The sequence below is a fragment of the Streptomyces sp. NPDC026673 genome (genome assembly GCF_040638135.1).
In the GTDB taxonomy this organism is placed as follows: Bacteria; Actinomycetota; Actinomycetes; order Streptomycetales; family Streptomycetaceae; genus Actinacidiphila.
On record NZ_JBEZXR010000038.1, the window covers coordinates 37019 to 55356 of the forward strand.

The 18338-nt window shown below is 72.7% G+C and carries 27 protein-coding genes; all 27 read left to right on the plus strand.

Annotation, left to right across the window (positions count from 1 at the left end; translation table 11 throughout):
• Positions 1 to 57: 57 nt before the first annotated feature.
• The 27 genes from AB0F62_RS24520 (at position 58) to AB0F62_RS24650 (ending at position 18176) form a co-directional block, all read left to right on the plus strand.
• Positions 58 to 831 carry a hypothetical protein gene (locus AB0F62_RS24520; protein WP_361802898.1) on the plus strand — a complete coding sequence of 258 codons (774 nt, stop codon included), beginning with the start codon at positions 58 to 60 and terminating at the stop codon, positions 829 to 831.
• A gap of 210 nt (positions 832 to 1041) precedes the next feature.
• Entirely contained in the window at positions 1042 to 1350 is a 309-nt protein-coding gene (locus AB0F62_RS24525; RefSeq protein WP_361802901.1) for a hypothetical protein, read from the plus strand.
• Positions 1351 to 1438: 88 nt separating this feature from the next.
• Positions 1439 to 2020, plus strand: coding sequence for a hypothetical protein (locus AB0F62_RS24530; protein WP_361802904.1), 582 nt, complete (start codon positions 1439 to 1441; stop codon positions 2018 to 2020).
• 96 nt (positions 2021 to 2116) lie between these two features.
• Entirely contained in the window at positions 2117 to 2788 is a 672-nt protein-coding gene (locus AB0F62_RS24535) for a hypothetical protein (RefSeq protein WP_361802907.1), read from the plus strand.
• Between the two features lie 73 nt (positions 2789 to 2861).
• A complete protein-coding gene (locus AB0F62_RS24540; RefSeq protein ID WP_361802910.1) occupies positions 2862 to 4412 on the plus strand; it encodes a DNA cytosine methyltransferase in 1551 nt (516 codons plus the stop codon).
• A complete protein-coding gene (locus tag AB0F62_RS24545) occupies positions 4409 to 4846 on the plus strand; it encodes a hypothetical protein (RefSeq protein WP_361802913.1) in 438 nt (145 codons plus the stop codon). The genes AB0F62_RS24540 and AB0F62_RS24545 overlap by 4 nt, the downstream gene beginning before the upstream one ends.
• Before the next feature lie 128 nt (positions 4847 to 4974).
• The gene (locus AB0F62_RS24550) at positions 4975 to 5154 is read left to right on the plus strand and encodes a hypothetical protein (RefSeq protein ID WP_361802916.1); all 180 of its coding nucleotides are present in this window, start codon (positions 4975 to 4977) and stop codon (positions 5152 to 5154) included.
• Positions 5155 to 5180: 26 nt separating this feature from the next.
• Positions 5181 to 5597 (plus strand): hypothetical protein, encoded by a 417-nt coding sequence (locus tag AB0F62_RS24555; RefSeq protein ID WP_361802919.1) that lies wholly within the window; start codon positions 5181 to 5183, stop codon positions 5595 to 5597.
• A gap of 86 nt (positions 5598 to 5683) precedes the next feature.
• A complete protein-coding gene (locus AB0F62_RS24560; protein WP_361802922.1) occupies positions 5684 to 6145 on the plus strand; it encodes a hypothetical protein in 462 nt (153 codons plus the stop codon).
• A gap of 77 nt (positions 6146 to 6222) precedes the next feature.
• Positions 6223 to 6846 (plus strand): hypothetical protein, encoded by a 624-nt coding sequence (locus AB0F62_RS24565; RefSeq protein WP_361802925.1) that lies wholly within the window; start codon positions 6223 to 6225, stop codon positions 6844 to 6846.
• 295 nt (positions 6847 to 7141) lie between these two features.
• A complete protein-coding gene (locus AB0F62_RS24570; RefSeq protein ID WP_361802928.1) occupies positions 7142 to 7519 on the plus strand; it encodes a hypothetical protein in 378 nt (125 codons plus the stop codon).
• Positions 7520 to 7586: 67 nt separating this feature from the next.
• Complete coding sequence (locus tag AB0F62_RS24575) at positions 7587 to 7871, plus strand: hypothetical protein (protein ID WP_361802931.1); 285 nt, start codon at positions 7587 to 7589, stop codon at positions 7869 to 7871.
• Positions 7872 to 7931: 60 nt separating this feature from the next.
• Positions 7932 to 8330 carry a hypothetical protein gene (locus AB0F62_RS24580; protein WP_361802934.1) on the plus strand — a complete coding sequence of 133 codons (399 nt, stop codon included), beginning with the start codon at positions 7932 to 7934 and terminating at the stop codon, positions 8328 to 8330.
• Positions 8331 to 8373: 43 nt separating this feature from the next.
• The gene (locus AB0F62_RS24585; RefSeq protein ID WP_361802937.1) at positions 8374 to 9453 is read left to right on the plus strand and encodes a PP2C family serine/threonine-protein phosphatase; all 1080 of its coding nucleotides are present in this window, start codon (positions 8374 to 8376) and stop codon (positions 9451 to 9453) included.
• Between the two features lie 109 nt (positions 9454 to 9562).
• A complete protein-coding gene (locus AB0F62_RS24590) occupies positions 9563 to 9880 on the plus strand; it encodes a hypothetical protein (RefSeq protein WP_361802940.1) in 318 nt (105 codons plus the stop codon).
• Positions 9881 to 9971: 91 nt separating this feature from the next.
• Complete coding sequence (locus tag AB0F62_RS24595; protein WP_361802943.1) at positions 9972 to 10547, plus strand: hypothetical protein; 576 nt, start codon at positions 9972 to 9974, stop codon at positions 10545 to 10547.
• 70 nt (positions 10548 to 10617) lie between these two features.
• The gene (locus AB0F62_RS24600; RefSeq protein ID WP_361802946.1) at positions 10618 to 11199 is read left to right on the plus strand and encodes a hypothetical protein; all 582 of its coding nucleotides are present in this window, start codon (positions 10618 to 10620) and stop codon (positions 11197 to 11199) included.
• A 74-nt stretch (positions 11200 to 11273) separates the two neighbouring features.
• Complete coding sequence (locus tag AB0F62_RS24605; RefSeq protein WP_361802949.1) at positions 11274 to 12158, plus strand: hypothetical protein; 885 nt, start codon at positions 11274 to 11276, stop codon at positions 12156 to 12158.
• On the plus strand, positions 12155 to 12364 hold the full coding sequence (locus tag AB0F62_RS24610) for a hypothetical protein (protein WP_361802952.1): 210 nt from the start codon (positions 12155 to 12157) through the stop codon (positions 12362 to 12364). The genes AB0F62_RS24605 and AB0F62_RS24610 overlap by 4 nt, the downstream gene beginning before the upstream one ends.
• A 90-nt stretch (positions 12365 to 12454) precedes the next feature.
• Positions 12455 to 13669: an N-6 DNA methylase gene (locus tag AB0F62_RS24615; protein WP_361802959.1), complete on the plus strand. Its 1215-nt coding sequence runs from the start codon at positions 12455 to 12457 to the stop codon at positions 13667 to 13669.
• A 115-nt stretch (positions 13670 to 13784) separates the two neighbouring features.
• Positions 13785 to 14135 (plus strand): hypothetical protein, encoded by a 351-nt coding sequence (locus AB0F62_RS24620; protein ID WP_361802962.1) that lies wholly within the window; start codon positions 13785 to 13787, stop codon positions 14133 to 14135.
• 88 nt (positions 14136 to 14223) lie between these two features.
• Positions 14224 to 14412 (plus strand): DUF4314 domain-containing protein, encoded by a 189-nt coding sequence (locus AB0F62_RS24625; RefSeq protein ID WP_361802965.1) that lies wholly within the window; start codon positions 14224 to 14226, stop codon positions 14410 to 14412.
• A gap of 85 nt (positions 14413 to 14497) precedes the next feature.
• Positions 14498 to 14779, plus strand: a complete 282-nt coding sequence (locus AB0F62_RS24630) for a hypothetical protein (protein ID WP_361802968.1) — start codon at positions 14498 to 14500, stop codon at positions 14777 to 14779.
• A gap of 68 nt (positions 14780 to 14847) precedes the next feature.
• Positions 14848 to 15651 (plus strand): hypothetical protein, encoded by an 804-nt coding sequence (locus AB0F62_RS24635; RefSeq protein ID WP_361802971.1) that lies wholly within the window; start codon positions 14848 to 14850, stop codon positions 15649 to 15651.
• Between the two features lie 69 nt (positions 15652 to 15720).
• A complete protein-coding gene (locus AB0F62_RS24640; protein ID WP_361802974.1) occupies positions 15721 to 16275 on the plus strand; it encodes a hypothetical protein in 555 nt (184 codons plus the stop codon).
• Between the two features lie 65 nt (positions 16276 to 16340).
• A complete protein-coding gene (locus AB0F62_RS24645; RefSeq protein ID WP_361802977.1) occupies positions 16341 to 17459 on the plus strand; it encodes a hypothetical protein in 1119 nt (372 codons plus the stop codon).
• A 75-nt stretch (positions 17460 to 17534) separates the two neighbouring features.
• Positions 17535 to 18176 (plus strand): hypothetical protein, encoded by a 642-nt coding sequence (locus AB0F62_RS24650; RefSeq protein ID WP_361802979.1) that lies wholly within the window; start codon positions 17535 to 17537, stop codon positions 18174 to 18176.
• Positions 18177 to 18338: the final 162 nt, after the last annotated feature.

An 18338-nucleotide genomic window follows, 5' to 3' on the forward strand; every position in this document is an offset into this window, starting at 1 on the left:
CGCCGCCCGCCCCGCTTGCCGGGGGGTGGGCGGCGGCGCCCGTGGAGGGAACTTCCGTTGTCCATTCACCTGATGGTCGTCGCCGCGTACCTGCCCGAGGACGTGGTGAACCAGGGCCAGAAGCTGGCCCTGATGAAGATCTGCGACTCGGCCGACGACGAAACGCGCATCTCCCGGCCGGGTCACCGCCGGCTGCGCGCGTGGACCGGCGTGGGGGAGAAGCGCACGATGACCATCGTCACCGAGCTGGTCGCCAAGGGCCTCATAGAGCGCCTGGAGGTCGGCAAGGCGGGCCGCCGTGCCACCTACCGGGTCTTCCCCCTGGGAGTCCCCCCGATCCCGTCCAACGACGACCTGGACGCCCGCTTCGCGGCGCTCGACGCGGCACCGAAGAACCCGCGCAAGGCGCGGTCGGGCGTCACTCGCGCGGCCCCGTCGAAGCCCGCGATGACGCACGAGGACATCGACGCACGGGCGTTGGCGGCCGGCGAGGGCGTGAGAGAGGCAGGGTTCCACGCGTGGAACCCTGATGAGGAGCCGGGCAGGGTTCCACCGGTGGAACCCAGTGGGTTCCACGGCGGGAACCCTGTGGGTTCCACGGGTGGAACCCCTTCTTTTCCTAGTCCTTCCTCTGTCCTTCCTTCCCCCCTACCCCCGCGGCTGACGCCGCAGGGGAGTCTCGCGGCTGCCCCAAGCACGCCGTTCCGGCTGCCAGTTGTCGCGGATGCGGAACCAACCCGCGCGCTGCGCGGGCCGCTGGCGAGCGCCAGCAGGCGGAGACGGATCGGCTGGCCCAGCAGGACTGGCTGCGCGGCTTCCAGGCGGACCTGAACGCGGCGCGACAGGCCGCGCACGAGCGACCGGGGGATGTGGAGGCGGCCCGGACGCTGGCCCGGCAGCTGGCCCGCCAGGGCCGCGAGAGGGTCCGCGACGGCGATCCCCCCGGAAAAAAATCTTGACCCCCATACGCAAGAAGGTAGAATAAGAGCAGCAGGGGGAGGGCGGAACGGGCCCACCCCACGACAGCGCAAGGAGAACCATATGAACCAGCAGCCGGCCGTCCACTACCTCGACGGCGACACCCGCGACGCGTACGACGCGACCCAGTGCCGCGACGGCATCCGCGACGGCGACGTCCTGGTCGTCGAGTCCGCGAAGGTGGTCGGGTTCCTCGACGCCGCCTGGCCGGTCGCCATCACCGAGGCGCACGGCGAGTTCCACGGCAACGGCACGGCGATCGAAGCCGCCCCCCGGTACGCCGACGGCCGCTACGCGGCCAGCATCGAGCGCGCCCGGCAGGTCGCCGTCGCGCTCGGCTTCCCGCTGGCCGTCGACGTTCACACGGCCTGACCCCCCGGCCCGGGCGGCGGGCAACACCGCCGCCCGGGCCAAGGTGTGCCACACCCTTGGATCGATCCACACCTCTTGGAGGTACCGTATGGGTCACCTGCCCACCCCGCGCAGCGAGGGCAAGGACCAGCTGGTCCTGGACTCCGCCGCGCAGGCCATCCCCGTCCTGATCGGCCTGGCCCACGCCTGGCGCGAGGAACCGAAGGCCGTCGACTCCCTGCTCGCCGATATCGCCGACCGCGACGACCAGGCCCGCGCCGAGGCGTACCTGGACGGCCTCGGCAGCGCCGAGCACGTTCGCGACCAGCTCGCCGACCAGCTCCTCGCCCGCGCCGGCGGCGCCCAGTTCTGGCTGGACCGCGCAAACGACCGCCACGCCGCCCACCAGGCGCGCCGGATCGCCGAGGAAGCCCGCCGACTGGCCGACCGCCTCGATCGGCACGCCAACCTGCTCACGCTGCAGGTGGAGAAGGCCGAGCGGGAGCGCGCGGCCCGCGACGCGGCCGAAATGGCGCACCTGCGGGGCGTGATCAAGGCGGCGGGGCTGTCCGCCGACTGCAAGCACTGCAGTTGCTGGGGGCACCACGCCAACGGCCTGCCGTGCCACCTGGGATGCGGCACCCCCGGTCACGCCATGACCGAGACCCTGCAGCCCGCACACGCGGGTTGACGTCGACCGAGCCGGGTGGGCGGAACGAAACCCCGCCCCCCGGTTCTGAAATGTGCCACAACTCTGTACGGTACGACTCACCTCTTGGAGATCATGATGAACCTTGCACCCCCTCCCGACCACGGCCGCACCGGCCAGCGCGAATGGCAGGCGCTGTGGCGGCAGTACGAGACCGTCACCCTGCCCCTGCGCGCGTCCGGGCTCCCCTGTGACATCGAGACCGCCGGCAGCCAGTACGTCATCTACGTCAACCTGCCCGACGGCTCGCACCTGTCCGTCTCCGACGAGCACGAGCTGCCCACCCGCCTCGCTGACGTCAACGGCTGGCGGATCGTGCGCGGTCACGAGGACAGCCCGAACCATGACGGCCTGGTCTACGACTCCACCGCCGAAGGCGAGCACAGCCAGCACGGCGCCGACGTCGTCACGATGCTCGCCGCCATCGCCCTCCACCTGAAGGCACTGCCCGACGCGGACACCCAGAGCGCCGGAGCCGCACTCGGCGAGCTGCTGCTGGTGAACGCGCAGCGGTTCGCCGTCAGCTTCGTCGGCGTCAACGGCCAGCACATCGGCAGCGGCCGAGTCCTCACCGGCCCCTTCGACAGCCGCGAGCAGGCCGTCAAGGAGTACGGCTGGCAGACCCACCTCCTCCAGGACGACGGCTGGCAGATGGTCCACGAGCAGGGCGGCACCGAGTGGCCCCTGACGGTCTGGGTGCGCCGCGGCGTGCTGCAGGCGGTCTTCGTCAGCCGCCAGCCCCTCCTGTGACCCCCGCCCGCGCCTGACCCCCGCGGCCCCGCGCCACCACGGCGCGGGGCCGCCCGACCTCTTGGAGAACACCGTGTTGAGCACCCTGCCCCGCGACGTCGACCTGACGTTCAACGACCTCCTCGCCGGCGCCGGCGGATCCTCCTCCGGCCTTGTCGAGGCCGGTTGGAAGGGCAAGTTGGCCATGAACCACTGGCAGACCGCGATGGACAGCCACGCCGCGAACCACCCGACCATCGAGCACCTGACAGCCGACGTCACCGGCTACCCGATGCGCTTCCTTCCCCGCGCCCTGCTGCTGTGGGCGTCGATCATCTGCACCGAGGTGTCCCCGGCCGGCGGCCGCGTTCACCCCACCGACCAGATCGACCTGTTCCAGGTCCTCGAGCAGCTCGGCGACGAGGACGACGCCGAGTCGTGGCAGGCCCTGACACCCGATGCGTTCGAGCGGACCCGGGCCACCGCCTGGTGCGTGGTGCGCGCCTGCGAGGCCAAGCGGTTCCCGTACGTGGTGATCGAGAACGTCGTCGAGTTCGCCCAGTGCTGGGTGCTGTTCAAGACCTGGGTCAAGGCCATGACGGAGCTCGGCTACGAGCAGCCCCAGATCATGTGCGCCACCTCCGCGCACGTCGGCGACAACGACAACCTGCGAGCCCCGCAGTGGCGCGACCGGATCTACATCGTCTTCCGCCTCAAGGGCATGCCCAAGCCGGACCTGGAGCCCCGCCCGCTCGCCCACTGCTTCGAGTGCGGCAAGGACGTCCGCGCGAAGAAGGCGTGGTTCGTCCACGGGGTCCGCATCGGGAAGTACCTGCGGGACTACAACTACCGCTGCCCCAGCACGCGGTGCCGTCACGCCGAGGTCGAGCCGTACGTGCGCCCGGCCGCCTCCGTCATCAACTGGGACGACCTCGGGCAGCGCATCGGCGACCGCAGGAAGCCCCTGGCGGACACCACCATGGACCGCATCCGGGCCGGCCTTACCAAGTTCCCTCACACGCCCAGCTCGATCACCCTCAACCACGGCAAGGACGGCACCGACCGGGCCTACGCGGTGGCCGACCGGCCGTTCTCCACCCGCACCATCAAGCAGGGCGACGCGCTGCTCGTCCCGACCGGCGGCAGCTGGAACACCGCGGCGAGCGACGTCGCCGACCCGATGCGCACCCGGCTCACCCGCGAGAGCGAGGCACTGGTCACGGTCGACCCCGAGCCGTTCGTGATCACCTACCGCAACAACGCCAACCCGGCACTGGCCACCGACCCGGTCACCTCCGTCACCGCGCAGGGCAACCATCACGCCCTGATCGTCCCCGGCGCTGCGGTGCCGCCCGAGCTGCGCAACACGCTGGTCATCCCCTACCGCAAGGCCGCCGTCAAGACGGTTGGCCAGCCCGTTCACACACTGTCCACTCGCGACTCGGCCGCCCTCCTTCACAGCGCGCCAGCGGTCGAGGAGTGCCGCTTCCGGATGCTCAAGCCCCGCGAGCAGCTGGGAGCCCAGCGGTTCGAAACCCGGTACATCGTCATCGGCACCCAGGCCGAGCAGACGATGCAGGCCGGGAACGCGGTCAGCGTCAACGTCGCCCGGCACATCGGCGAAGCCATCAAGGCCGCCCTGTGACCGACTGGACCGACATCGCGCCGTGCCGCGGCATGGACGGCTTCACCGTCAACGAGGACGAGTGGCAGCACGGGGACGACCTCATGGATCTGTGCGAGCCGCAGCTCCCCACCTGCGGGCCGTGCCCGTTCCGCGCCGAGTGCATCGCTCTGATCAAGCCGGCCCAGGCCAAGTTCGACGGCATCGCCGGCGGACGCCTGTGGTGCAACGGCGAGGTCATCACCGCCCTCGACGACGTCGACGTGGAGGAGCTGGCCGAGCCGAAGCTGCGCGCGTCCTGCGGCACCGAGGCCGGAGCCGGGGACCACAAGCGCCACGGCGAACGCCCCTGCCCCTCCTGCCGCCAGGCCGCCCGCGAGATGACCGCACGCCGCAACGAGCGCAAGGCCAAGGAGCCCAAGCAGTTGCAGATCGACTTCGCCACCACCACCTGACCGACCCGCCCGCCCCCTCCCGGGGGCGGGCCCCACCCCGCCCCTGGAGGGACCATGCCCCACCCGACGACCTCGCTGCGGCAGGTCCTGCAGCCGCTGCACGCCGAGACCGCCCCGGCGGGCGTGCGGTGATCCGCACCAGGGGCCGCGCCTGCACCGGCAAGCGCCGCCACGACACCAAGGAGCAGGCCGAGGACCACCGGCAGCGGCTCGTCGACCGGGGCGGCGTCCGCCTGGCCATCTACCGGTGCCGCAACCGCGACTGCCGCGGCTGGCACGTCGGCCACCTCCCCAAGCCCCGCACCTGACCCGTCACACCCTTCGGGAGACACCCATGGACCACATCACCACCCTCGCCACCCGCCTCGGCGAGCGCGCCGCCGGATCGTGGCAGGAGGAGGCAGCCGTGTGGCTGCTGGGCTCGCACGGCCACTGGCTGCCCGAGCTGGAGCGCACCCAGCTGGTCATCGCCGACGCCGACGGCCAGTCCCGCATCGCCTGGCGGCAGGTGGCCGCCGCATGCCTGTCCGCCGGCGACGGCCCGCTGATCGGCACCCTGTCGGAATGGCAGGTCCTGCGCCTGGCCTGCGTGCTGACCGGACGCCACGCCCTGTCGCTGGCCAACCTCTCCGCACTCGACGAGCCGAACAAACGCCTCGCCCTGCACGCGATGGCATGGGCGGCCGGAGGCCGCGCATGGGCCGCCAGCCTCGGCCTGCTGCCGCCCGCACCGCACCCCGCCTCCGCCTGACCCCACCCCTGATCCGGGCCGCGCCCGCGGTGACGCCCCCGCGGGCGCGGCCCTCCAGCCCCACCACTTCAAGGAGCAGAGCACCAGTGGACACCTCCCGCCGCGCCGAACTCGTCATCGAAGCCCTCCGGTACGCCGTCGACCTCGGCTTCAGCGAGGCCTCGGTACGCATGGGCGAGATCGCCGCGCACAGCACCGGCAACCAGATGTACGGCGTGTGCTGCGCACTTGCCGAGTCAGGCCGCCAGACCCTGATCCGCATGTACGGGCACCCGGGCCCCGAGCTGCTGTGGGCGCTGATCGCCCCGGACCCGGCCGACGGCGAGCCCGGCGACCCGGCGCGCACCTTCTCTCTGCAGTTCATCTCGGCCTTCGCCAACGGGGACCTGAAGACCTGCGAGGCCCTGTACGTGGCGGCCGCCAAGGGCAGCGCCGACGACTACGCGCACGCGCTGATCGCCTTGCTCGGCGACGTCGCCAACCTGGCCCGCATCGAGCGGGAGGAGCCGGCCGCCGACCAGGAGGCGGCCCCCAGCCACCCGCACTGACTCTCCAAGCCGGGCCGCGCCCGCGGTGAGCGCCCCCGCGGGCGCGGCCCTCTCAACCGAAGACAAGGAGCCCACCCGTGCAGGCAGCCCTGCTCACGGCCGGCCGGTCCCCGCTGGTGATCGGCGTGGACCCGTCGCTGACGTGCACCGGCATCGCCGGTGACGGCTGGGCGGATGCGCTGCGGCCCAAGAAGCTGCGCGGGCACCCGCGGCTGCAGTGGCTGCGCGACGAGGTCCGCGAGCGCACCCGGGCGGCCGACCTGGTCCTCATCGAGGGCGCGGCGTACGGACGCGGCGGGCAGGCCGGGCACCACGAGCTCGCGGGCCTGTGGTGGCACCTCACGCAGGACTGGTGGGAGCGGGGCATCCCGTACGTGGTGGTGAACCCGCACTCGCGCACCATCTACGCCACCGGCAGCGCCAACCCCGCCAAGGACCACCCGAGAGCGAAGCGGGCCCGCATCGCCAAGGGCATGGTGCGCGACGCCGTGGCGCAGCGGTACGGCATCGAGTGCGAGGGCCCGGGCCGCTACGACCAGGCGGACGCGTTCATCCTCGCCGCGATGGGCCTGCACTGGGCGGGCTGGCCGCTGGCCGAGGTTCCGGAGACGCACAGCAGGGCTCTGGAAGCCGTGCCGTGGCCCGAGCCTGAACCGGGCCAGCAAGCCTCTGACCTGCGGAGACGTGAAAAAAATGGTTGACGTGGCGAGGTGGGCAGGTAGAATAAGAGGGATCAGCGGGGGGAAGGGCCCCCCGACGTACCGACAGGGAGGCGCGCGATGAAGGACACCGAAGCCCGTACGGCCGAACCGGTCGACGGCGAGTTCGAGGACTCGACGTTCGGCCGCTGGCTGGCGGAGCGGGCGGCCGACGGCATCCGCACGGCCGCCGGCGCCTGACGTCACCGCAGGGCCCGCGAGGGAGCGGCCGACGCGCCGCTCCCTCCTCGCATGTGCCACAACGTTCAGCCGACCATCAAGCCTCTTGGAGTGAGCCTTGTTCGCACCCGTCACCGACGTGACCGACCGCCTCGCCGGCCCGTACACCCTCGGCGCCAGCGAGTTCACCGATCGCCTCGCCGACGCCCTTGACGCCCCGCACCTCGTGCGCCTGCTCATGGAGCGGTTCGGCTTCGGCACCGAGCCCGCCGCGCAGGCCGCGACCGCGGTCACCGCCGCCCTTCACGAGACCTGGCAGGGCATGGCGTACGGCGAGGACTACGCCACCTGGATCCGCCGCATGCCCGAGACGCTGCTCAAGTGCTTCGTCGACCTGGCCGTCCGCGCCGAGGACAACGAGCTGACCGCCGAGCACGAGCTGCGCGTGGCGCGGCAGATGCTCGCCGAGCTGGCCATCGTCATCCGCCACCGCTGACCCACACCGGGGGCCGCCACCACGGCGGCCCCCGGCATGTGCCACAACCCTCAACCCGGAGGAACCCTTGCTGTCCAACGTCATCGACTCGCTGACCGCCAACCTCGGCGAGCGATTCGAGCAGGGCGTCTCGCGCGTCGGCGACAACCTCTACGTCTGCTTCGCCGACGACCCCCGCGTCCTGAAGGTCATCGTCAGCCCGACCGCGCCCAGTGAGCTGCGCATCACGCTCGTGGCCGTCGACCCGCAGCACGGCCCGATCGACCAGGCCAGCTTCATCCACACCCGCTCGCAGAACCTCACCGCCTGCCTGGAGCCGCTCGACGCGTTCCTGGCCGTCTGGTTCGACTGACCCCTCCCCGCCAGGGGGCCGCCACCACGGCGGCCCCCGGCCCCACCCATGAGGAGAGACATGAGCACCGACCGCACCATCCGCGCCGTCCGCCTCGACGCCGACGGCACCCTCACCGACATCGACCTGCCCCTCGGCGCCGGCCTGAGCAAGGAGCTGCGCCGCCTGGTCGACGGCTGGGTCGAGGTCGCCCACTACGCCCGCGCCGACGGAAGCCGCCGCCTGTCGGTGGCCCTCGACTCCGACGGCGCCCTCACCAAGCCGGAGAACCCCTACGCGGCCTCGCTGGTCAACGCGATCCGCCTCCAGCAGCTCCCGTACAGCCTCTACGGGACGGCCGTCCTGCTCGGCGCCCTGGACGACGGCGGCCAGCACACCGACGTGCCCGAGGACCTGCACCAGGTGCTGCCGCAGGTCATCGCCGCCCTGAAGGCCCGCTACACCCCGGCCGCTTCCTGACCCGCCGTCCGACCCCGCGATCCCCGACATCGAGGAGAGTTCCATGCAGACGCACCAGGCCCTGTACGTCCAACCCGGCGGCCTCATCGAGGACTTCCCCCTGGCAGGCGATGCCGACCGCCAGAACAAGGCGATCGCCGGCGAGCTCGACGGCCCGGTCGCCAACTGGCGCCTCGGCTGCCACCTGACCATGCACGCCAACGCCGACGCCCGCCACAGCCCCCGCAACCAGGTCGCCCGCAGCACCTGGAACGACCTGGCCGGCTCGCCCGGCCCGGACCTGCGCGGCCCCGTCATCGTCACCGGCGCGCCCGGCCGCGACGACTTGCTGCAGCCGCTGCCGCCGGCGAGCGCAGAGCTGGTCACGCACTGGGCGCGCCTGCAGCACGCGATGGCCGTCGTCTCCAGCCTGCAGGTGTCCGCCGCCCAGGCCATCGGCACCCGCGACATGCAGTGCGACGCGCACGCCGTGCACCGCGACCGCGACAGCGGACGGTGGGCGTATGTCGTCCTGGACGGCATCGGCGACGAGGACGACGTGCGCGAGCACGTCCGCACGTGGGCGCCCGCCCTGGCCCGCGAAGCCGCCCGCTCGGGCGACCCGGCCGACGCGATCGCCCACATCCGCGCCCGGATCGAGGCGCGGCAGCGGTCGCGGCGCTGGCACTACATCGACCCGGGCGCGGTCGCGGTCGTCGCCGTTCACCACCAGGACGATCCCATGCTGCAGCTGGCCTGGTCCGGTGATGCCCGCGCCTACCGCTTCTCCCGCACGGGCGTCCTTCACCAGCTGACGAAGGACCACAACTACGCGCAGGAACTCCTGGACGCCGGCCGCACCCCCAGGAAGTGGGACCACAACTCGGTGACGGCCAACCTGGAGTACGGCGCCATCGGCCACCTGAAGGTGCACGCGGATCTGGTCGGGCAGCTCATCCTCTGCTCCGACGGGGTGTACCACCCCCTGGAGACCCACGAGCCGGGCCTGCTGGAAGCGGTCGCCGAGCTCGCGCTGGACGCGAAGGACAGCGCGGCCTCGCTGGTGGCCGAGGCCCTGGCGGTCGGTCAGCGCCACGGTGAGAAGTGCGACAACGCGACCGCGCTCGTGGTCACCTTCCCCTAGCCCGGCGCCCTGAAAAAACCTGGCCCACCAGGGCATATACCCCCGGGCTGGTAGAATAAGAGCAGTAAGGGGGGTGGACGCCCCCCGACCCGACCTCTTGGAGGGCAACGTGACCACCGCCTCGACCCTCATGCCCCCTCCCCCCTACCCCGGCCTGGACGTCACGGCCGTCGTCGACCACCACAACGCCACCGGCGCCGACGTCCGCGCCGCCACCGACCTCGTCAACCAGGCCCTGGACGCCGCCTTCGACCCCGGCAAGAACTTCGTCCGCATCGACCGGGTGCACGGCCTGACCCGCGAGCAGTTCGTGCAGGTCGCCTGCCACTGCTTCTATCGCTCGCTGTTCGAGACCGCGCTGGTCACCAAGAGCCTGTGGCTCGTGACCAACGACGCCCACGTCTACGTCGGCCAGATCAGTCGCTGACACCCCCCGAGGCCCGGCGGCGGGCGACCCCGCCGCCGGGCCTCGGATATGCCACAACGCTCGTTCGACCATCGACCTCTTGGAGACCCGCATGACCACCCTCGGCCCACCACGCCGCCGCTGGATCGTCGCCTTCAACGACGAGCCGCACGCGATGCGCATCGTCGCCGCCGAACCCGCCCCCCAGGACCCGGGCGCCTGCAACGAGCTGCGCACCGAACTGTGGATCGCCTGCCTGTCCTCGTACGAGGTGGACGCCACCACCAGCCAGGAGGCCAAGCGCACCGCCCGGCAGCTCCACGACGTCGACCGCATCCGCAGCGTCCGCTCCCGGCAGGTCTGCCCCGGCCAGCGCCGCCCCGCCCCGCGCGGCCGCCAGCTCGTCGCCGTCGCCGGCCAGACCCTCACCCACGCGGCCAAGGACCTGGAGCTGCCCCGCCGAGGCGTCCGGCGCGCCGACGCCATCGCCACGGCCGCGCTGCGCGCCGGCTTCCAGCACCGGCCCTGGCGGCAGCGCGAGCTGACGTTCGAGCAGTACGCCGACCAGATCCCGGCCACCGCCGCGACGGTCCTCTACCGGTACTCCGCCCTCACCGTCGCGGGCCGCACCGAGGAGGCCGTGGCGCTGCTCGTCAACTCCCTCGCCGCCGCCAGCTCCGACCTCTGACCCCACCCCGACCGCCAGGCCGGGCCCCCGCCGCGGGGCGCCCGGCCCGGCCACACCCGAGGAGAACAGCATGCCCGGCACCGATCAGCAGTGGCTCGCCGACGCCGAAGCCACCTACGCCCGCCAGCAGGAAGACGCGAAGGCCAAGGAGATCAGCGACGCCCGCGAACGGGTCAACCACATCGCCTGGATGCTCCGCCAGCTCGGCATCACCCCGATCGTCCCCGCCTCCGTCCCGGACGGCAGCACGGTCGTCGTCCCGGCCCTGCTCGTCGAGAGCAACCCCGAAGAGGAGCTGTACTCCGTCCACGCCGACTGGGACGGCGAGGAGGGCCAGATCCGCCTGACCCTCGGCCACTACTGGGGCGACTCCGAGTACGTCGGCCAGCGCCCCGGCCGCCTCCTCAACACCGTCCTCGACGTGGCGGAGGCCCGCCGCGAAGGCCCGACCAGCCAGCCGGAACGCAAGCGCGCCGTCATCGGCGGCCCAACCCGGCAGGAACTGCGGAAGACCGCCGAGGACACCGCCCGGTACATCCCCGGCGACCTCACCTCACGCGACGCCGACGACATCGCCTCGATGATCAGCGGCCTGACCGCCGCGGTGCTCTACCTCGCCGACACCGTCACCCGCGCCAACGACCGCCCCTGACCCCGCTCCACCCACCCCTTGGGCCGGGCCCCGCAACCGCGGGCGCCCGGCCCCTCCCACGCCCGGAGGAATCCATGGCCACCAAGTCCATCCTTGCCCGCCCCACCGCGGACGGCGGCTTCGCCGGCCGCCACGTCCAGTGCGACGGCTACCCCACCGCCCGCATCTTCACCCTCGGCTACCTGGTCTCCAACGTTCACCGCGGCAACGTCGAGGCCGCAGCCCGCGCCCTGCTCGACGAGCACCCCAACGGCTGGGTCAGCCTGCCCCGCAGGGGGAACCCCGGCGAGTGCTACTGCCACAGCGGCGACCAGACCGACCGCATCGACATGGGCCTGCTCACCCAGGAGGGCACCGCAGGCGGGCAGTACGAATACGCCTACGTGCTCCACACCGACCTCCTCGCCATCTACGAGCCCAACGCCGAGCGCACCGACTGGATCCTCAAGCGCCGCATCTTCTGGGCCGACCGGCAGGAGCGACCCGCCGACAGCCGCCGGATCCAGACCCGGGTCTGCCTCGAGGAAATCCTCGGCCCGTACGACGCCACGGTGGACCCCACCAACCGGTGGAACGGCTGGCTGGCCCCCTCCTTCACCCTCGACACTGTCCGGCTGATCGCCGCGCGCACGCAGCAGCTCGCCGAAGAAGACGGCCACGACAGCGTCGACACGATCTACGTCCTCGACGGCGGAACCCGCGCGGGCGAGCCGCGTGCGGTCGTCGTCCACGTCAGCTGGCAGTGGCACGACGAAGAGAACACGGGCGCCTCGATCATCGAGCCCAACGACGATGGCCTGTACGCGATCGGCGGCTTCTCGTGGTGCTGGGGCTTCGCAACCTGGACGTGTCCCTGCGGCGCCTACGCCGAGTGGCACAAGACGACCTGCGGCAGCTGCGGCCTGCCCCGCCCGGAGGAGGCCTCCGCACCCCTCACCGACGCGGAAGAAGGCCGGTGACGACCACCGCGCCGGACCCCGTACGCCTGCCGAAGGTCCTGATGACGCTGCGCACCTACCGCCGCGGCGTCGACGGCCAGGTCCTCGACCAGACGCCGGTCCGGGAGATCACCAGCGCACAGAACCTGGCCCCGCTGGGCTCGGCCTGGCACTGGCCGCCGTGCCAGTGCCCGCGCCACGCCCGGAACCTGCACCGCACCGCGTAACGCGAGCCCGCACGACAGCGCCCCGCCGCCCGGCCGACCACGGCCCGGGCGGCGGGGCGCCGCCATGCCCACACCTCGAAGGAGCAACCGATGGACCAGCTCGACCTGTTCGCGCCCGCCAAGGAGACCCCGGCGACGTTCGCCGCCCGCCCCGCGCCCGCACCCCGCCCGGTCGCCGCGCCGGCGCCTCGCCCGGCGCCCGCACCCCGCCCGGTTGTCGCGGCCGACGCCGAGCCCGACAGCCTGTTCGCCGAGGAGATCCCGGCGACGTTCGTCGCCCGCCCTGCGGCCGCGCCCCGGCCTGCCGCCGCGCCCGCCCGCCGCCCGGTCGCGCCAGCCGACGACGAGCCCCAGGGCCTGTTCGCCGACCCCCGCCCCGAACTGCCGTCCGTCCAGACGCCCATCCCGGTGCCGCGCCGCATCGCGCCGCTGCTGATCGGCAACCCGCGCGACGCCGGCCAGCGGCTCGGCGAGGCCGTCGCCGACACCTGGCACGCCTCCAACTGGGGCGGCTACCGCATCGACATCCCCGTCAGCATCATCGGCGGCCTGTGCCTGTTCCCCGTCAAGGGCCACATGGAGGACGTCGCCCGCATCATCACCGGCTCCAGCGACTACCAGCTCCTGCAGGGCTACCGCGAGATCTACGTCCACGCCTGGGCGCACCGGCCCGAGCTGGGCGCCCGCATGGCACCCCTGATGGCCTGGCTCACCGAGGACGGCGTGGAGGAGAAGGCGCACGCGGTGCGCCGGGTGACCGAAACGGCCCTCAAGTACGGCATCCTGCAGCTGACCGGCCACGAGGACCCCTACCACCGCTCGGACACCGACGTGATGTCGTGGACGATCACCTCACTGCGCTCGCATGGCGCCCGCCAGGGCATGGGCGAGTACCACACCCCGCCCGAGCTGTGCGACATGATGGCCGCGATGAACTGCCCGGTGGCGCCACCGAAGGGCCAGAAGTTCCACGAGCCCGCCGGCGGGACGGGCGGCATGTTCCGCGCCCTCGCCCAGCATCTCCGCCACCTGCAGTGCGACCCGGCCGACTACGAGTGGTGGCTGAACGAGCTCGATCCGCTCGCGGCGGCCGGCGCGGCCGTCAACGCGATCGTGTGGGGTCTGGGCCCGCGGGTGGTCATCGCCTGCGGCGACACCCTCGCCGACGGCGACCTGGCGAACCGGGCGGCGCGGGAGCGCACGCACCTGTTCGAGGAGCGCGACGAGATTCTCGGCCGGTTCGCGGTTGCCGAGGCCTTCCGGGAGGCGATCAGCCTCGCAGACCGGCTCATGGCGAAGGCGTAGGGCCTCTGACCTGCGGAAACGCGGAAATTTTTCTTGCGCCTGGCGCTGAATGCGGGTAGAATACGAGCGAGGGGCGAGGGGGAAGCCCGGGCCCACACCGCGAGGGGAACTGAGGATGAGCGAGCAGCAGACGCACTCGATTCACTACGACGGCTGGGAGCTGAGGTTGCGCCACGAGGGCGACGCGGCGATCGCCGAGCTGTGGACCTTCGGCGCTGGCCTGAGCGAGACGACGTTGAACACCGCCGGAACCGGTGAGGTCACCGTCACCTCCGAGTTCGCACCTCACGTCAGGGGCGATCGGCGGACGGAGTGCTCCGCCGGCTGCCCGTGCGGCTGGGAGCTGAAGTCGCGCGCGGAGGGCGACGCGGCGATCGCCGAGGTCTGGGCCTTCGGCGCCAAGCTCAGCGAGACGGCGCTGAACACCACCGGAACCGGCGAGGTCGCCGTCACCTCCGAGTTCTGATCCTCCCGCGGGCGGCGGATGACTCCGCCGCCCGCGGCGTCAAATGTGCCACAACGGTCAACCGTCTCTCCGGCGAGAAAGGCAGCCCATGTACCAGCCCGGCCAGCGCGTCGCCCTCGTCCGCACCACCGACTCCCACACCGAGCTCCGCCCCGGCGACGAGGGCACCGTCCGCTCCTGCAACCACGCCCTGCAGCAGCTCAACGTCGACTGGGACAGCGGCTCCCGCCTGTCGATGCTCCTCGACGACGGCGACGAGGTTCGCCGCATCGCCTGACCCCGCCCCCCAGCGCCCCGCCGCCCGGCCGACACCGCCCGGGCGGCGGGGCGCCGCCACACCCACACCCGCCAAGGAGCAACAGATGGACCAGCTCGACCTGTTCACAGCCGCGACGCAGGGCGCCCGCACCTGGGCCCTTCGCACCCGGACCCTCGCCAATCGCTCCCCGTGCGACGACCAGGAAGCCGCCCTCCGGGTCGCCGCGGTGCAGTTCGACTCCGCCGCCGAGTACCTCGTCCACGGCGACACCGTCAGCGCGCGCACCGCCCTCCGCGCGGCCCACAACTACGCGGCCAGCGAGGAGGGATGCGCCCCCAGGGTCGCCGCGGCCGCGACCTCCCTCCTGGACGGCCTCACGGCCTGACCCCACCAGCCTCCGCCCGCCGCCGGCGGGCGGGTCCACTCGCACCACACGACCTCTTGGAGACCCCCGTGCAGCTCGCACCGTCAGCCCTCCACGACACCGCCGCAACCGTCGGCCGCCATCTCGGCTGGATGCCCAACGAACTCGTCATCGACGACGTCATCAGCCTCGACGGCCCCCTCGACCGGCAGATCGCCATGCGCCTGCTCGACAACGGCGGCACCGTCCAACTGTGGGCCACCGGCGGCACCATGCCCGCCGACCTCCAGCCCACCGACGGCATCGCCCCCCTGCCGCAGGGGCACCGCTGGCACACCTGGGTCCACATCGGCGGCCTCGAAGCCGACCAGGACCCCGCGGCCGTGCTCCAGGACGCCATCACCGACCGCCTGCTGCCGGTCTTCGACACCAAGCCCCTGTACGTCGGCCACCGGCCCTGGGACCCCGCACCCGAGCTGGAGATCCCGGTCCCCGACGAGGACGAGGCGACCGCCCCCGTCGACGACCAGCCCGCCGTCGAGCCCACGCCCCACCTGGAGGTCCCAGTCCCCGCCGACGTCGAGACGAGCGTCCCCGTCGACGGCGACCAGCCGGCTGTGCAGCCCGAGCCCGAGCCCGAGCCCGAGCCCGCCCCCGAGCCCGCGCCCGCACCTGAGCCCGCGCCGGAACCGGCCGCCAAGGTCGTTCCGATCCGCGGCCGCCGCCCCAAGCCGGCCGCCGCCGAGAAGACCGACACCCCGGCCGCCGAGCCCAAGCCGCGCCCCGCGCGCAAGCGCACCCCGGCCAAGACCGCGGCCGCCAAGCCGACCCCGGCCGCCGAGCCCAAGCCCCGTACCGCCCGCAAGCGCACCCCCAAGCCCGCCACCTCCTGACCCCACACCCACGCCGGGCCGCCCACCCCACCAGGTGGGCGGCCCGACCCGTACCGCGAGGAGAACACCATGCCCAGATTGGGCGAACTCAACGTCGAGCAGCTGCTCGACGGCGCCGACCGCGACATGGCGTACCTGGTCGAGCGCCTGGACAAGCTGGCGCGCGAGCGCGGCGACGACCCCGAGCACATCGAGGAGATCATCACCCGCGCCACCACCACCCAGGTCCGCAGCCAACTCATCGTGGCCCAGGGCAAGTGGCGCGAGGAGCGCAAGGCCCTGCAAGCCGCGGCCGCCCCCGCCGGCACCACCAGCCCCGGGCCCGACCACGACCCCGAGCGCAGCGAGCGCCAGGCGGCCGAAGCGATGACCGCCCACCTGGTCGCCCTCGGCGTCGCCGCCGAGACCGTCAACACCGGCGGCAACTGCTGGGCGACCTCAATCACCCTCACCCCCCACACCCGCCTGGAGCTCGCCGACGCCCCCGGCGAGCTGTGGGCCTGGTGCCTCTACCACCACGGCGGCGACCAGGTCCTCTGCGGCCACTGGGACAGCGCCAACGACCACACCGTGGCGAGCAAGGCCCAGGCCCTCATCCACGCCATGGGCTCGATCGTCGCCTAACCGACACCCCCACCCCGCGGCCCGGCCAACCGGCCGGGCCGCACCCACCAGGAAGGAACCCAGCAGTGACCCCCGCGAACTGGAAGCCCGTCATCACCCTGGAACACAACGCCGGCCGCCACGTCGCCTACAGCGGCGACCACACCACCGTCTACGGCGCCCACGCCGCCCCCACCGGCGAGGTCTTCTACTACTCCCTCGCGCTGCACCTCGACCCCGACCAGGCGGCCGCCACCATCGCCGACCTGCCCGTGGCCCTCATCCTCACCGGCGACATGGAACACGGCCTGCTGCCCCTGACCACCGACACGAACTGCTGGCACATCGCCGAAGCCTTCTGCCGTCTCGGCATCCTCCCGCCGGCCACAGAGCTGCACCCGAACCCGGCCATCGCCCCAGCCGACTTCACGATCGCCCGCAAGCGGTACCTCCTCGACGCCCTGACCCTGTCCCGCCGCAACGACGTCGCCCGCGCCCGGCAGTACATCGCCGACATGCACGCGATCCGCGCCGGCTTCACCGAGGCCCGACCCGGACCCACGGAACAGCACCTGTCCGTGCAGATCCACGACGACCACGCCTTGGGCGGCCACGGCTGGACCCCCGCCCGGGTCACCGTCGACGAGGCCCCCAGCCGCCTCGGCCCCTACGACGCCGAGATCAGCTGGCACCGCTGGATGGGCGACCTCGTCATCCCGCGCTTCACCGCCGACGTCGTCCAGCAGCTCGCCGTGGACACCATCCCCTGGGAGTCCCAGGTCATCTGGCGCGACGGCTACGCCGAGGTCCGCGTCGAGAACGGCGGCCCCGGCGGCCTGCCCTGGATCGAGCTGTGCCTGCCCGACGACGACGGCCGCTTCCAGATCGGCGGCTCCCAGTGGACCTGGCAGGCCCACGCCACCATCGAACCGGCCGAGGCCGGACGCCGCATCCACGCCCTGTTCCAGGACCGGCCGCGCACCCTCGACACGCTCGCCGAGGTCCCCGCGATCCTCGCGGCCGCCGGCCTGGTCGTCGGCCGCGCCCACCCGTACGGCGAAGACCGCGACGGCCTTCCGGTCCCGGACTACTTCGTGGACCCGGAAGCCGCTGCCCGCCTGATCCACACGATCCACCACGGCCGCGAAGCCGACCAGGACCTCCTGGACCGCATCGCCGCGGTCGCCGACCGCACCTCCGCCTGACCCAACTGCAGGGGGCGGCACGCTGCCGCCCCCTGCCCCAGACACCCCGACCGGCCCACACAGGAAGGAACACCCATGGCCGTCATCCCGCTTGACGGATTCCCGCAGAACCACATCCCCATCGTCCACATGCCCACCCGGCACGCCCTGGTCGACCTGGTGCGCGGCGGCACCCTCCGCGAGGGCCTGCCCTCCAGCCAGCACCCGTTCCTGAACGACATCGCCGAGGCGTACACCACCTTCGGCGGACGCTGCTGGGTCCTCGCCCGCCAGTTCGTCACCGACCACCAGGGCAGCAGGATCCACAACGTCCGGCACGTCTTCACCCGCACCCCCGGACAGCCCTGGTGGTCCCTGCCGATCCGGCCCGGAGAGCGCGCCTACCAGCTTGACTTCAACACCGGCGTCCCGGTCGCCGGCAGCGGCCGCCCGTACCCGCACCCCGTCCTGCCACCCGAGATCGCCGCCATTGAGGAGGAGCGGTGCGGCCCGTACCGCGACGCCTTCGGCCTGTGCACCGGCTGCGGGCTGCGCGGCCGCGTACAGCACCGTTGCACCGCCGAAGACCCCGACCGCTCCCGCGAGTCCCTGCGGTCCCCGTACGCCCAGCCCTGGAAGTGGGTGCCCTGCCCGCACGGCTGCGGCTACGTCGACCAGCCCGAGATCCGCCCCAGCATCCTGTACGGACTCGTCCCGCAGCTCAGCCCGAGCCGCTAGCCTGAGGGCAGCGGTCGACGTCGGCCGCGCAGACGGCCGAAGGCCCCGCCCCGGATGGGGACGGGGCCTTCGTCATGCCCAAGGGGTCTGCGACGCTCACCACTTCGGTGACCCCCGCCGACCTCGACCGACGCTCCCGCCCCCGTTCCCCAGGCATGCAGG

Bases quoted from the DNA above. Each gene is read 5' to 3' on its own strand.
- AB0F62_RS24525 (WP_361802901.1), top strand. From the start codon at position 1,042: ATGAACCAGCAGCCGGCCGTCCACTACCTCGACGGCGACACCCGCGAC.
- AB0F62_RS24530 (WP_361802904.1), top strand. From the start codon at position 1,439: ATGGGTCACCTGCCCACCCCGCGCAGCGAGGGCAAGGACCAGCTGGTC.
- AB0F62_RS24535 (WP_361802907.1), top strand. From the start codon at position 2,117: ATGAACCTTGCACCCCCTCCCGACCACGGCCGCACCGGCCAGCGCGAA.
- AB0F62_RS24555 (WP_361802919.1), top strand. From the start codon at position 5,181: ATGGACCACATCACCACCCTCGCCACCCGCCTCGGCGAGCGCGCCGCC.
- AB0F62_RS24580 (WP_361802934.1), top strand. From the start codon at position 7,932: ATGAGCACCGACCGCACCATCCGCGCCGTCCGCCTCGACGCCGACGGC.
- AB0F62_RS24585 (WP_361802937.1), top strand. From the start codon at position 8,374: ATGCAGACGCACCAGGCCCTGTACGTCCAACCCGGCGGCCTCATCGAG.
- AB0F62_RS24595 (WP_361802943.1), top strand. From the start codon at position 9,972: ATGACCACCCTCGGCCCACCACGCCGCCGCTGGATCGTCGCCTTCAAC.
- AB0F62_RS24600 (WP_361802946.1), top strand. From the start codon at position 10,618: ATGCCCGGCACCGATCAGCAGTGGCTCGCCGACGCCGAAGCCACCTAC.
- AB0F62_RS24605 (WP_361802949.1), top strand. From the start codon at position 11,274: ATGGCCACCAAGTCCATCCTTGCCCGCCCCACCGCGGACGGCGGCTTC.
- AB0F62_RS24615 (WP_361802959.1), top strand. From the start codon at position 12,455: ATGGACCAGCTCGACCTGTTCGCGCCCGCCAAGGAGACCCCGGCGACG.
- AB0F62_RS24620 (WP_361802962.1), top strand. From the start codon at position 13,785: ATGAGCGAGCAGCAGACGCACTCGATTCACTACGACGGCTGGGAGCTG.
- AB0F62_RS24625 (WP_361802965.1), top strand. From the start codon at position 14,224: ATGTACCAGCCCGGCCAGCGCGTCGCCCTCGTCCGCACCACCGACTCC.
- AB0F62_RS24630 (WP_361802968.1), top strand. From the start codon at position 14,498: ATGGACCAGCTCGACCTGTTCACAGCCGCGACGCAGGGCGCCCGCACC.
- AB0F62_RS24640 (WP_361802974.1), top strand. From the start codon at position 15,721: ATGCCCAGATTGGGCGAACTCAACGTCGAGCAGCTGCTCGACGGCGCC.
- AB0F62_RS24650 (WP_361802979.1), top strand. From the start codon at position 17,535: ATGGCCGTCATCCCGCTTGACGGATTCCCGCAGAACCACATCCCCATC.